Source organism: Planomicrobium sp. YIM 101495, from assembly GCF_009707665.1.
In the GTDB taxonomy this organism is placed as follows: domain Bacteria; phylum Bacillota; class Bacilli; order Bacillales_A; family Planococcaceae; genus Planococcus.
In genome coordinates this window covers 159,081-172,226 of the sequence record NZ_WLZW01000004.1, presented here as the reverse complement: position 1 = coordinate 172,226, position 13,146 = coordinate 159,081, and the positions used below count along the sequence as shown (strand labels likewise).

The following is a 13,146-nucleotide window of genomic DNA, read 5'->3' as shown; positions in this document are numbered from 1 at the left end:
TCATCCTTTCTTTTGGGTGTCTGGCACTTTGGGGTCTGGCACTTTGGGGTCTGGCACTTTGGTGTCTGGCACTTTGGTGTCTGGCACCTCGATGCCAGACACCCGTCTCAATGGCTTTTGGTCCAGCAAGTAGCTGATGATTTCTTCCAGCTCGATTCCCGACTGGTCCATAACATTGATGCCGTGCTTTTCGAAATATTGCTCAGCCGCTTCCGGCATTGCCGTAACGACGTCCATGTGGCCGCGCGCGAGTTCTTCTGGAATCTCCCCATCCGGCATCCGGTCAATCCAGTAGCGCCGATAGCTTTCGGTCAACTGCTCTTTTTCGTAATGGCCGAGCGTCTCGCCGTTTTGCATCAGGAAGATGAAATCCGCCAATTTCCGGATGTCCTCCACCTGGTGGCTCGTCATGAGGATGGCGCGTTCTTCCACTTCCATCCAGTCGGCGAGCAGATCGGTCAGTCCTTTCCGCGACGGAATGTCGAGAGAGTTCATCGGCTCGTCCAGGATCATGAGCCGCGTTCCCCTCGGCAAAGCGAGTGCCAGGGCAAGTTTCTGCTGCAGGCCGGGCGACATTTTGCCGAATCGCTTGCTAAGCGGAATGTTGAACGATTTGATTATTTTTTGGAACAATTCTTCATCCCATCCACCGTAAAGCGGCGCAATCAGCCCTTTCAAGGCCTCTCCTGTATACGGATCCCAGCCGATCAGCTTCTGCGGCACGTAGGTGATGTGCTGTTTCCAGTCCTCGTCCGCTCCCCCTACCGGTTTGCCTCCGACGATGATGCGGCCGTGGTCGAGTTTGGCGAGCCCCATGATGAGCTTCAGCAATGTGCTCTTACCCGAACCATTCATGCCTGCAATCACCGTGATCGTTCCGGGTTCAATCATCAAGTCGATCGGGCCGAGCCGGAACTCATCGACCGTCTTTTGTACAGCGTCTATCCGAAGCCATTCGCTCATTGCCCTTCCTCCCCTTTCATCACTTCACGGAAAATCTGCTCGATTTCCTGTTCGGTGTAATCGTAATTGCGCGCATTTTGGATCGCCTGTTCGAAGCTTTCGTAAACTGATGAAATCTTCACTTGTTCCATCATCCCTTTCTTCGTTTCCGCAACGAATGTGCCTTTTCCGTGGATGGTCTCGATGAACTCTTGCGCTTCCAGGTTCTGATATGACCGGCGTATCGTGATGACCGAGATGCCGAGGTCTTTCGAGAGGGCCCGGATGGACGGCAGCGGCATGCCAGGGGCGAGATGGCCGCCCGCGATGAGCGCCTTCAACTGTTGTTCCACTTGGTGATAAATCGGTTCACGCGACTCTTTGGATAATCGGATCGGCAACAATGGTTCGTCCCCCTCTCATAAATAATCCGCTTTCGCCATGTCGCGTTTCATCACATACTGCCAGTAACGCCAGCCCCCATAGCCGAGGAGAATCGCTGCGGGAATTACAAGGAACGGCCAGTCTCCCGCGACGTGAATCGTCCACATGACGAAGCCTTCTGGAAAGAGCACCGGAAACAGGAAGTACATCGCCGCGACCGCAAGTGCGATCCAGAGCCAGGCTGCGAGGAATGCTTTCGTACCGAAGTTCCCTCCCGCTTCTGACGCCACCATTACAAATCCGGCAGCGACCGACAGCGACATCCAGATGATGACGAATGCGATGAGCGACAGAGGCGTCACCAGTTCGCGGAATTCGGTTGAGAAAGTCGGCAGCGCAATCAGGAGGAGCAACTGGAACACAGCTGAATGGATCCCGTAGATCAGAAAGCGGCTCTTTACAATGACGTCCTTTTTGATCGGCAATTGCTGCAGCATGACGAGTGCTGGCACCGTCCATAAATCTCCGCCCAGCTTCGCCATCTGGAATTCCTTCCCTTTCATCCAGGAAGGAAAGACAAGAAAGACGAGCAGGAAAATAAAATCAAAGAAAAAGAAATCACCTGCTGCATATACTTCAAACGAATTGACAAAAGTGAAACTCATGAGCAAGAAAAACACCAGCAATGTGAAAAATGATTTTTTTGAAGCCGCCAATTCTGTTTTCGCCAAACGGGCAGCAAGTTTCCAATCTGTCAATGTGAAAAACCCCTCTCAACTGTGATACTGTTTATACTCATATACACAGTATCAAGAAATTATAAACAATGTCAACCACTTTTTTTCAGACAAATTAAAAAAAGAGCCGAAAATCCGGCTCTCTCATGCATTTCTTATACGATTAAAAATCTTTGAATAACCTGAATACGAGCCGCGGCACATAGAATAGAATCTCTCCTGCTGTGAAGAGCGCATCCCAAAACCACCAGTCCCGCTCTTTCTTCCGCTTTTGAACGTTCGCCATTTTCCTCAAGCTCCTCTCGTCACCATCTCTTGCTTACTTGTACGAAAAGAAGCGAAAGAAGTTTCAGGCATGTGCACAATTATTCTTTTTTAAGAGATGTTCCCATTTCTCAATGGCCCTGGCTGCAGCGAGTGTACAGCGCTCCTTGTCTTTCGGCTGCGGCGCCAGCTCAACTTTCAGCACTGCGGCCAAAGTCGTCTGCACATACAGCATGTCCCGCAGCAAGTCGACGCCGCCGCAGAAGTTCGGATAAAATCGGTCTCCCGTCCCGAACGCGATGGTGACAAGTTCTTTTCTACCGAGCTGTTCGATGTCTTCGTATACTTCTTCCATCCCTTTCGGCAGCTCGCCACTGTCCCATGTGTACGTCCCGACCGCTAAAATGTCCACTTCCCGAAGAAGCGCGACAGGCATCGAACAAACTTCATGAATCTCCACCCGGCCGTAATGTTCCAATGCTCCCGCCATCTGCAATGCAAGCTGCGCCGTGTGGCCACTGACTGATATATAGATGACAGCGATCCGCGGTTTATAATTCGTCGAAGCCATTTTCCTGTGATACTTTCGCATATGCACGGGATTTTTGCTCGAAGAAATCAGATTTGGTCTGGTTCATCATGCCGTCATCGAATACCTGGATCCACGGCATCGGATTGTCCCTTTCTTCGTACAAATTCGGGAATCCGAGCTGGCGGAGGCGTTTGTTCGCCAAGTACTCGACATAGCCTTCGAATTCCTCTGCATCGATGCCATCGATTCCTTCGAACAAAGTGCGCGCCCATTCCTGCTCCAGCTCGACAGCTTTCCTGATGACATCCGTGATGTACTGCCGGTTTTCTTCCGTGTCAAGTTCTGGGTTTTCCTGAAGGAGAATGCGGACGAATTGGCTGATGAAATACGCGTGCTGCATCTCATCACGCTGGATATAGGAAATCATCGTGCTCGTCCGCAGCATTTTCTGTTGTCTCGCCAAGTGGTAGAAAAATGCGAATCCCGCGTAGAAATAAATGCCTTCCAGAATGATCGAATTGACACCGAGTCGGAGAAGCGTCTCCGGTCCCGGTTCGCTGCGGAATGCTTCGTACGCTTCCAAGATCAGCGCATTGCGTTTTCGCACCAGCGGATCGGACTTCGCCTGATCGAATCTGGCATTTTGCTCGCTCAGCGGCACGAGGGAGCTGAGTATATAGGAATACGACTCGTTATGGACCGCCTCCTGCTGCGAAATCACTGCAAAAATCGCTTTGAAGCTGGAGTCTGTCACGTAGTCCATGACATTACTCATCGTCGGTGTCTGCAGGCTGTCGAGTGACGCGAGCTGTGTATTGACCCGAAGGAACACGTCCTGTTCACACGCGCTCAGCGTGCTCCATTGTTTGATATCATCCTGCATATTGATTTCCTGCGCCTTCCAGAAGTTCGATAACAGCGCCTCGTATAATTCATACATTTGTGGATACGCGATATCATTCCAATTCAACAAACCTGACGACTGGCCATTAATGATCCCCGTCGATTTATTCGGTTCGTCCGGATTGAACAATCCTTTTTTCGTTAATTGCTGCATCCTTATTCCTCCTCAACTTTCACAAGCTTCGCACATGTCCAGTTCTGCCTGCGAGGTGCTTCTGACATAATACGTCGTTTTCAAACCGCTCTGCCATGCTTCCAAATGCAACGCCAACAGCTCTTTCGCTTTGATTGCATGATGGACATACAAATTGAACGAAATGCCCTGGTCGATATGGCGCTGCCGGGCAGCGTTCTGGCGGATACTCCACTTCTGATCGATCGTATGCCGCGTATTGCGGTAATAATCGTACGTGCGGTGGTCCAAGTCCGGTGCCGTCACTTTGAATTTAAAATTCTTCTTTTCTTCCGCATATTCCACTGCATAAAGCGGATCGATACCGTCTGTGGACCCGCCGATTTTAGCGGTCGATGAGTTCGGCGCGACTGCCATCATCCAGCCGTTCCGGACGCCGGATTCCGCGACTTGGCTGCGGAGCGACTGCCACCGTTCGTCTTTGTAGGCGCGTCTGTCAAAATAACTGCCCGACTGCCATTCCGAACCGTTAAACTCAGAATAAGCCCCTTTCTCGCGTGCCAACTCCATGGATGACTCGATGGCAAGAAATGCGATCGTTTCGTAAAGTTCATCGGCATATGCGACAGCTTCTTCCGACTCCCAGTGGATGCCTTTCAATGCGAGAAGATGATGCCAGCCGAAAGTTCCTAATCCGACTGCGCGGTATTTCCGGTTGGTCGCTTCTGCCTGCCCCACTGAAATCGTGTTCAGGTCAATAACGTTGTCGAGCATCCGCATCTGGACCGGAATCAAGCGTTCTAGCACATCCGCTCCGACCGCTTTCGGCAAGTTGACGGATGACAAGTTGCAGACGACGAAATCGCCCGGCTTCCGGACAATCACTTGGTAGCCGTCCTCATTGACGAATTCTTCCACAATCGTCGTCGGTGACATGTTCTGGGCAATTTCCGTGCACAAGTTACTGCAGTAAATCGTTGTCCGGCCAAGTGTCCGTTTGTTCGGATTCTGGCGGTTCACTTCATCGCGGTAAAACATATACGGCGTGCCCGTTTCGAGCTGGGCGATCATGATCCGCGCCATCACATCCATCGCACGGTATGTCTTGCGCGGGAGCAGCGGATGGTTGACCGCTTCTTCATATTTCTCCGTGAAGAATGCCCGGTCCGTCTCGTCGTAAAAGTCTTCCAGTCCGAGCGGCTCTCCGTTCTCATCTTTCCAGCCCATGATCTGTTTCACTTCGTGCGGGCAGAACGTATGCCATTCGCCGATGCTGCGGCCGCTGTCATCTTTTTGCTCGAGCCGTTCCATGAACAAGTCAGGGATGCAGACGCCGGTAAACAGATCATGCGCTTTCCGTCGCTCATCCCCGTTATTCGTCTTCAAATCCAAAAAGCCGTTCATGATATCCTTGTGGAAAATATCCAAATACACTGCGACGGCCCCTTGTCGCTGACCGAGCTGATCTACGGAAACGGCTGTATCATTGAGCAGACGGATCCACGGAATGACGCCCGACGAATTGCCTTTGAATTTTTTGATGTCCGAGCCAAGTGCCCGCACTTTGCCGTAATAGACGCCGAGCCCTCCGCCGTCTTTGCTGAGGCGTGCAACGTCCCAATTGTTCAAGTAAATGCCGTCGAGTGAATCTTCCACCGTGTCGATGAAGCAGGAAGACAGTTGGCCGAAGCTTTTGCCCGCGTTCGCGAGTGTAGGTGTGGCGACCGTCATGAATTGATTCGACAGCGCCCAGTACGCTTCTTTTACGAAGCCGAGACGTTTCGCTTCCGGCTCTTCTTGCATCAGCGTCATGGCGATGATCAGAAAACGTTCTTGCGGCAGTTCGTATACATGTCCTTCGTGGTCTTTCGCCAAATACCGATCTGCGAGCAGGAAAAGGCCGATATAGGTGAACAGCTCATCTTTCGTTGGGTCGATCACTTGGCTCAATTCTTCGATTTCCTCCGCCGAATACGTGTCCAGCAAACGCTCGGAATAAATGCCTTTTGCCGTCAGCTGCTGAAGCAATGGATAGAAAGAACCGTACGTGCCAGAATCTCCCGTTCCTCTGTTTGCTGCAGCTGTCCCGTATAATTCGATTAAATGAAGTCTTGCCGCGAGGAATGTCCACGAAGGCTCATTCATGGAAATGCGGTCAAGCGCATAGCCCATCGCTTTTTGGCACGCGCTTGCAGCTTCCGTCTTCTCCAACCGTTTTAGCAAAGCGCTGACGTCCAGGCTGAATTCCTCTTCTGCCCGGCGGATCGTCTGTATGACCTGTTCATTTACCACGTCTGTTTTCATCGTCATCCTCTACATCTCCTTTCCGTAATTCGCTGATTCCATTCTGCGCTGTTTGCGAAACTTCGCGCTTTGCGCCAGACGCCTTTCTTCCGGCGTTTCCGGGATGACGGCCGGCACTGCGACCGGCCGCCCTCCTTCATCAATGGCGACCATCGTCATGAAGGCAGTCGTCGTCAGTCGCGTTTCCCTTGTCGCACTTTCCATGCACTCTACTTTCACGAAAATTTCCATCGATGTTCTTCCAGTGGATACGACCACCCCTTCAAGCGTCAAAATATCACCGGTCCGGGCGGAAGATAAAAAACTGACTGTGTCGATCGATGCTGTCACCACGGCGTGTCCACTATGCTTCATTGCCGAAATCGCACCGATTTCATCGATATACGACAAAATCGTGCCACCAAAAATCGTGCCCATATGGTTTGTGTCCGGCGGCAAGACCAGCTTCGTCTGACATGTTCTTGAAACCGATGTCGTTAATTCTTTTCTCATATCTTCATCTCTCCTCCCGCTCCAACGGGTTTCAGGCAAGAAAAAAGCCCTCTCCCACTGACTTGGGAAAGGGCTTGTGAACGCTAAAGCATCTCGGTTAAACAGAAAAATGTTCGCCAAAGAGCACTCGCGTTGCAGCCTCTCTGTTCCCGAAGAAGCATACACACTCTAAAAATGGCAGGTCTCCTGGCTCATGCGTCATCCTCTCTTCGTCCTTCCCGTCTTCAGACAGTGGACCTTCGAAGTTCGTCAGCACTTACAGTTGCGGGTACAGCTCCGGTTTCTTCCGGATTCCCTTTTCAGCCTCATCGGCACCATTTCTATTCGATGTACTATATATTGTGTTTTAAAACAGCAAGACATCTATATCTTGCACTTCATTCACTATAAATGATGCAACGCTGTTTTGCAAGGATGATTTTATGATGTAGGTGACTGCCCTTCTTCCCATCTGGTACACTAAAACAATTAGATGCAGCCAGGACGGGAGATGAGCACTTGAAAGCTTTACGCGAGATCGATGCAGATTCATTGACGCCTTACATTTTGACGATCGGTCTGATTTTACTGATTTCGGCGCCGATCTTACCGGTGGCCGTGATCATGTTCATTCAAGATATGCTGTTCTTTTCCTATAATCACTTGTCATTCATCCGTCCGCAAGCGGCCTACAGCGGATTCGCGGCAGGAATGGCCTTAGTCGCGGTCACTCTTTTCTCGTTCCTGTTCACCAAATTGTACGCTGAGAAGAAACAACGGGATTATCGCTTGGCCGGACTTCACCTCTTCCTGCTGTTGTTGGCGCTTCCCTTGTTTGCTCTGTCGATTTTCCATTATGCCTACTTGGATGAAGATGGCGTGCACGTCAATCCATTCTGGTCGCTGACAGAAGTCTACGTTGCCTGGGACCAGGTCGAGCATGTCGTGCGGACTGTCGATGAAGGCACATCCCGTGTCCTATCCTATACATTTATCGACGGTGACGTCACTGTGACGGTTCCATACGATTCGCAGGACTTCCAGACCGTGCGCACCATCAACCGAGCCAGTCTGCAATACGATTGGGAAACGACCGATACATTCGAAAATACAGGTCAGTCGCTGAATCTTTTTACAGAATAAACAGTGGAACATGGTAAGATGGACAAAGTTGAGTTGAAATACATGTTCACTATTCCACTTGTGGACTGGATTGAAAGGAAGAAATTTTCATGCAAACGTTACAACAGCAATGGTTCGGCAACATTCGCGGTGATATTTTGTCGGGAATCGTCGTAGCCCTTGCGTTAATTCCGGAAGCAATCGCCTTCTCCATCATCGCAGGCGTCGACCCGATGGTGGGACTGTACGCATCGTTCAGTATCGCAGTTATCATCGCATTTGTCGGCGGCCGGCCCGGAATGATTTCTGCCGCGACCGGTGCAATGGCACTTGTCATGGTCGACCTTGTCGCAGATCACGGTCTTCACTACTTGCTTGCTGCGACAATTTTGACGGGGATTATCCAAGTCATTCTCGGCGTCTCAGGCATTGCCCGGCTCATGCGCTTCATTCCGAATGCCGTCATGATCGGCTTCGTCAACGCACTTGCGATTCTGATCTTCATGGCGCAAGTGCCGCACTTCCTCGGCGAAGGCTGGTTGACGTACGTCTTTATCGGCGTCACGCTTCTGATCGTCTACACGCTGCCCCGCTTCTTCAAAGCGATTCCGGCACCGCTCATCGCCATCATTCTGTTGACGGCAGCGGCTTTCCTGTTCAACATCGAACTGAAAACGATCGGCGATCTCGGGACGATCACCCAAAGCTTGCCAAGCTTCCTGTTGCCGGATGTCCCGTTCAACTTGGAAACATTGCAGATTATCTTGCCTTACGCACTTGCACTTTCTGTCGTCGGTCTGCTCGAATCGCTGCTGACCGCGCAAATCGTCGACGACATGACCGATACGAAATCGGATAAGAACCGAGAAGCACGCGGGCAAGGAATCGCCAACTTCGTCAACGGCTTCTTCGGCGGAATGGCCGGCTGTGCAATGATCGGGCAGTCCGTCATCAACGTCAAATCCGGCGGCCGCGGAAGACTTTCGACACTCGTCGCCGGTGTGTTCCTGATGTTCTTGATCATCGTCCTCGGCGATCTCGTCATCGACATTCCGATGCCGGTCCTGATCGGCATCATGGTCATGGTGTCGATCGGCACATTCGACTGGGGCTCGTTCAAGTATCTCGTGACAGCTCCGCGTGCCGATGCGCTCGTCATGTTCGTCACGGTCGCAATCGTGGTCTGGACGGATAACCTCGCGATCGGTGTCGTGGCTGGCGTCGTCTTAAGTGCTTTGTTCTTCGTCGGCTCAATTTCGAAATTAAAAATCAAGAAGCGTGACGGCGTCTATCTCATCGAAGGGCCCTTGTTCTTCGCCTCGACGCAGAAGTTCGTCCAGACGCTCGAAATGGCAGAAGAAGACCACGTCATCATCGACCTGACGAGCAGTCACCTATGGGATGAATCAAGTGTTGGCGCGCTCGTCCGTGTCACGGCGAAACTGCAGCAGCAAGGGAAATCCGTCGAAGTACGCGGGTTGAACCCTGCGAGCAGCGCCTTATTCGATAAACTGAACGGCTAATCGCCTGAGAAGGAGGACAAGTTATGTATCAGCACATCATCCTTGCAGCAGACGGCTCGGAAAATGCCGTACGCGCTGCCGAAGAAGCGGTGAAAATCGCAACTTATACGGAAGGCTCGAAAATCGAAGTGGTCATGGTCGCCGATTTCAATAAAGCGACCGCCGACCGTCTCCACACACAATCGGAAGACAGCTTGCTGCTGGAGCGCCAGCGCAAGATCGCCAACGTCGAGCACGTCCTTGAAGGAGCCGGTGTGCCTTATACGGTCACTGTCCTCAAAGGCGACCCCGGTCCTGAAATCGTCCGCTACGTCAACGATTCACGGGCCGATCTTGTCGTCATCGGCAGCCGCGGCTTGAACAGTTTACAGGAAATGATGCTCGGCAGCGTCAGCCACAAAGTGATGAAACGGGTAAAATGCCCTGCACTGATCGTCAAATAGAAAAGGGATTGCCCGAGACCGTCGTGAACGGTCCTGTGCAATCCCTTTTTTCTATTATCTGCCTTACTTTCCGAGCGCTTCTTGTTTCAATTCTTTCCACTCTTCCTCGAAACTATGCGCTTTCCGCCCGATCACCAGACTGAAGACGACGAATGCGATGAACGATAGCAGCACCGGCAATGCAACGGTGTGCACACCTAACAGATTGCCGTAAGCCTCGTTGTAGAAATGCAACGCGATATAGCTCGTGATTCCGGTGATCATCGAGGCGATGGCACCGTATTTATTACTATATTTCCAGTACAAGCCCATGACAATCGGCCAGATGAACGCCGCTTCCAGCCCGCCGAACGCGAACAGATTCAGGAAGATCAACAAGTCCGGCGGGTTCAATGCCAGCATGTAAACGATGATCCCGAGCACGGCGGTCACGCCGAAGCTCGCCCGTTTGACCGCCTTGATCGTGGCGTCCGGTTTAATGTAATTCAAGTAAACGTCTTTGACGACGGTCGAACTGACGAGGATCAATAGTGAATCGACCGTCGACATGATGGCCGCAAGCGGCGCTGCCAGTACGATGCCAGCGAGCCACGGCGGCAGCACTTCCATCGAGATGAGCGGGATGACCGTGTCGCCCACTTCGATGCCCGGCATGATCGGACGCGCGAAGACGCCGATCAAGTGCATGTTCAGCATGATGATTCCGGTAACGATTGTCCCGATGATCAGTGCACGATGCATGCCGGCTGAACTTTTATAGGCCATCGAACGGACCGCGATTTGCGGCAAGCCGACGACGCCGACCCCGACCAGGATCCAGAACGAGGACACGTATGCTTTCGATAAGTTGCCTTCGTTCCCGAACGGTGTCACGAGATTCGGATTCTCGCTGATCAGGTCCCCGATGATGTTCGGGATTCCGCCGCCTGCGATGATGACCGCCACTAAGAGAACGAAAGTCCCGACCACCATCGCGGCGCCCTGTACTGCATCCGTCACCGCAACCGCGCGGAAGCCGCCGATTGTCACATACACCAGCACCGAAACCGCGAAGATGAACAGAGCACCGTTATAGGAAATGCCCGTCAGCGATTCGACGAGCCGCGCGCCCCCGATCCACTGGGCAGCCATCGCGGAGAAAAGGAACACGATAATGGCAAATGCCGACAAGATGACGACAGCCGTACTTCTGTAACGCATTTTCAGGAAATCGACGAGCGTGATGGCTTTGTAGCGTCTGGCGAGAATCGCGAATTTCTTCCCGAGGATCATCAGGACAAAATAGCCCGTCACCACTTGCGACATCGCGAGCAAGACCCAGCCGAAGCCCATCGTATAAGCGGTTCCCGGACCACCGAGGAAACTCGATGCACTGCCGTAAGTCGCGACCATCGTCATCGCCAGGACAAAACCGCCGAGCTCCCTTCCGCCAAGAAAGTAATCCTGGATGAAGCTATCACCGGATGCCGCATTTTTGCGGCTCGCCCAGATGCCGATAAAGAAGATGATCAGCAAGAAGCCGAGCATCGGAATCATAACGGACCAGTTCATTGCTCATCCTCCTCTTCTGTAAACGGCACTTCTTTGAAGAAGAAGCGGACGACTAAGATGACGAGAATGACGGTCGTGACGAATCCGACGACACAGCTGTAGAAAAACCAGCTCGGCAATCCGAAGACATATGTATATTCTTCCACCGGACGTGATCCGAGCCCATAGGCAAATCCGAACCACCAGACAAAGTTGAATAATGCGAGCCCTACACCGATCAAGGCTTCCCGGTTCGCTATTTTGAAACGCCAGTCTTCACTTTCTTTCGTTTTTTTCATAGTAATTAAGCTGGCAGTCACGCGCGGCTTCAGCCGTTCAAACGACCAGCTTGCACTTCCCTTCTATCGGAAATCGAATCGATCACACCAAAGTCAGATTTTTGTATATACTTGAATCACCTACATAAAATTCATTCAGGAGGAATCGATGATGACAAACGATACCAACAAGAACGCATTCTCTGCAGAACAGACAGAACAATTACTTGAGACGCTGCGAGCCCGTTTCGAAGACCACATGCACCGCCATAATGGCGTCGATTGGGCAGATATTGCCGAAAAGCTCGCGAAGTCCCCTGCGAAACTTCAGACGCTCCAGGCCATGGAAGATACCGGCGGCGAGCCGGATGTCTTCGTACTCGACAACGAGACGGTGTTCATTGACGCTGCGAAAGAAAGTCCGACCGGCCGCAGAAGCATTTGCTACGACCGGAAAGCGCTCGACGCACGTAAGAAGAATAAGCCGGAAAACTCGGCACACGATGTTGCAGCGGACATCGGTATCGACCTGCTGACAGAAGAACAATACCGCACCATGCAAGAATTCGGCCCATTCGATTTGAAAACATCGAGCTGGATCCACACACCCGAGGCGATCCGAAATCTCGGCGGCGCGCTGTTCTGCGACCGCCGCTATGACCACGTGTTCCTTTACCATAACGGGGCGGACTCCTATTATGGCGCACGCGGATTCCGCGGGATGTTGAAGCTATAATTCAAGAATCATGTTTCCTCGTGAACTGTATAATTATAGTATAACGGGGAAACATGCTTTTTTCACTGCCTTTTCATGATCTTGAGCTCAACTGATTCGAAGCAGCACCTATTCATCGAAACAACCAATCGACGAAAGGAATGGTCAATGATGAAGAGCGAGAAAGAAAAGATGCAAACAGGCGAACTGTATGACCCGCAAGACAACGCACTCCAACGAAAACGGGCCAATGCGCACCGACTAAGCCGCCTGTTCAATGAGACAACGGAAACGAGTGGACTGGAACGCAAACTTCTGCTAAAAAAATTGTTCGGCTCCACAGGAGAATCACTTCACGTCGAGCCGACCTTCCGCTGCGATTACGGCTTCAACATCCATGTCGGAGAAAACTTCTTTGCCAACTTCGACTGCATCTTCCTCGATGTGTGCGAGATCCGGATCGGCAACGACTGCATGATCGGCCCAGGTGTTCATATATACACCGCCACGCACCCAATTGAAGCCGCACAGCGTAATTCCGGGCTCGAACTCGGGAAGCCCGTGACAATCGGCTCGGATGTCTGGATCGGCGGACGCGCAGTCATCAATCCTGGCGTGACGATCGGTGACAATGCCGTTATCGCTTCCGGTGCCATCGTCGTAAAAGACGTTCCTGCAGGCGCGGTTGTCGGCGGCAATCCAGCAAGAGTCATCAGGTGAAGACGAGCTCGGCCAGCACAACGTCGCGATCTACGACGGTTCCATGAACGAATGGACGAGCGACCCGACTTGTCCGGTCATCCGAAAATATTCCATACTTTAAAAAAGGCCCTGCAAGCTGGAAGTTCAGCTTACAGGGCCTAAT

Annotated in this window: 16 protein-coding genes and 1 riboswitch; of the genes, 6 read left to right on the top strand and 10 right to left on the bottom strand. The window is 51.9% G+C overall.

All coding sequences use genetic code 11. The features are described from left to right. The 8 genes from GIW82_RS13230 to GIW82_RS13200 all read right to left on the bottom strand — a co-directional run bounded on the left by GIW82_RS13230 (position 1) and on the right by GIW82_RS13200 (position 6,691). Positions 1-963 carry an ATP-binding cassette domain-containing protein gene (locus GIW82_RS13230; protein ID WP_154750417.1) on the bottom strand — a complete coding sequence of 321 codons (963 nt, stop codon included), beginning with the start codon at positions 961-963 and terminating at the stop codon, positions 1-3. Continuing rightward, positions 960-1,346 (bottom strand): GntR family transcriptional regulator, encoded by a 387-nt coding sequence (locus tag GIW82_RS13225; RefSeq protein WP_154750416.1) that lies wholly within the window; start codon positions 1,344-1,346, stop codon positions 960-962. Before GIW82_RS13225 ends, GIW82_RS13230 begins: the two co-directional genes overlap by 4 nt. Positions 1,347-1,361: 15 nt before the next feature. Beyond that, the gene (locus tag GIW82_RS13220) at positions 1,362-2,084 is read right to left on the bottom strand and encodes a hypothetical protein (protein ID WP_154750415.1); all 723 of its coding nucleotides are present in this window, start codon (positions 2,082-2,084) and stop codon (positions 1,362-1,364) included. A 142-nt stretch (positions 2,085-2,226) separates the two neighbouring features. Beyond that, positions 2,227-2,349 (bottom strand): hypothetical protein, encoded by a 123-nt coding sequence (locus GIW82_RS15000; RefSeq protein WP_255475173.1) that lies wholly within the window; start codon positions 2,347-2,349, stop codon positions 2,227-2,229. A gap of 63 nt (positions 2,350-2,412) precedes the next feature. Continuing rightward, positions 2,413-2,898 (bottom strand): flavodoxin domain-containing protein, encoded by a 486-nt coding sequence (locus GIW82_RS13215; protein WP_154750414.1) that lies wholly within the window; start codon positions 2,896-2,898, stop codon positions 2,413-2,415. Then, entirely contained in the window at positions 2,879-3,916 is a 1,038-nt protein-coding gene (locus GIW82_RS13210) for a ribonucleotide-diphosphate reductase subunit beta (RefSeq protein ID WP_154750413.1), read from the bottom strand. Before GIW82_RS13210 ends, GIW82_RS13215 begins: the two co-directional genes overlap by 20 nt. 12 nt (positions 3,917-3,928) lie before the next feature. After that, positions 3,929-6,205: a ribonucleoside-diphosphate reductase subunit alpha gene (locus GIW82_RS13205; RefSeq protein WP_154750412.1), complete on the bottom strand. Its 2,277-nt coding sequence runs from the start codon at positions 6,203-6,205 to the stop codon at positions 3,929-3,931. A 3-nt stretch (positions 6,206-6,208) separates the two neighbouring features. Then, positions 6,209-6,691: an acyl-CoA thioesterase gene (locus GIW82_RS13200; RefSeq protein ID WP_154750411.1), complete on the bottom strand. Its 483-nt coding sequence runs from the start codon at positions 6,689-6,691 to the stop codon at positions 6,209-6,211. A 159-nt stretch (positions 6,692-6,850) separates the two neighbouring features. After that, a riboswitch (cobalamin riboswitch) is annotated at positions 6,851-7,025 on the bottom strand. Positions 7,026-7,189: 164 nt separating this feature from the next. Between GIW82_RS13200 and GIW82_RS13195 the strand changes: the two genes are divergently transcribed. From GIW82_RS13195 to GIW82_RS13185, 3 genes are all read left to right on the top strand, one after another. Next, a complete protein-coding gene (locus tag GIW82_RS13195; RefSeq protein ID WP_195914057.1) occupies positions 7,190-7,813 on the top strand; it encodes a hypothetical protein in 624 nt (207 codons plus the stop codon). 89 nt (positions 7,814-7,902) lie between these two features. Further along, positions 7,903-9,315, top strand: coding sequence for a SulP family inorganic anion transporter (locus tag GIW82_RS13190; RefSeq protein ID WP_154750410.1), 1,413 nt, complete (start codon positions 7,903-7,905; stop codon positions 9,313-9,315). 23 nt (positions 9,316-9,338) lie between these two features. Then, a complete protein-coding gene (locus GIW82_RS13185; protein ID WP_154750409.1) occupies positions 9,339-9,758 on the top strand; it encodes a universal stress protein in 420 nt (139 codons plus the stop codon). A gap of 63 nt (positions 9,759-9,821) precedes the next feature. On the opposite strand, the gene panF is transcribed toward GIW82_RS13185, so the two are convergent. Together panF and GIW82_RS13175 are read right to left on the bottom strand one after the other, a co-directional pair. Continuing rightward, positions 9,822-11,309, bottom strand: coding sequence for a sodium/pantothenate symporter (panF, locus tag GIW82_RS13180; RefSeq protein WP_154750408.1), 1,488 nt, complete (start codon positions 11,307-11,309; stop codon positions 9,822-9,824). Then, on the bottom strand, positions 11,306-11,587 hold the full coding sequence (locus tag GIW82_RS13175; RefSeq protein WP_154750407.1) for a YhdT family protein: 282 nt from the start codon (positions 11,585-11,587) through the stop codon (positions 11,306-11,308). The genes panF and GIW82_RS13175 overlap by 4 nt, the downstream gene beginning before the upstream one ends. 148 nt (positions 11,588-11,735) lie before the next feature. Here GIW82_RS13175 and GIW82_RS13170 point away from each other — a divergent pair, with 148 nt between their 5' ends. The 3 genes from GIW82_RS13170 to GIW82_RS13160 all read left to right on the top strand — a co-directional run bounded on the left by GIW82_RS13170 (position 11,736) and on the right by GIW82_RS13160 (position 13,104). Further along, positions 11,736-12,302 carry a DUF4256 domain-containing protein gene (locus tag GIW82_RS13170; protein ID WP_370456238.1) on the top strand — a complete coding sequence of 189 codons (567 nt, stop codon included), beginning with the start codon at positions 11,736-11,738 and terminating at the stop codon, positions 12,300-12,302. 150 nt (positions 12,303-12,452) lie between these two features. Then, positions 12,453-13,001: a sugar O-acetyltransferase gene (locus GIW82_RS13165; protein WP_154750405.1), complete on the top strand. Its 549-nt coding sequence runs from the start codon at positions 12,453-12,455 to the stop codon at positions 12,999-13,001. Further along, a complete protein-coding gene (locus tag GIW82_RS13160; RefSeq protein ID WP_154750404.1) occupies positions 12,967-13,104 on the top strand; it encodes a hypothetical protein in 138 nt (45 codons plus the stop codon). Before GIW82_RS13165 ends, GIW82_RS13160 begins: the two co-directional genes overlap by 35 nt. Positions 13,105-13,146: the final 42 nt, after the last annotated feature.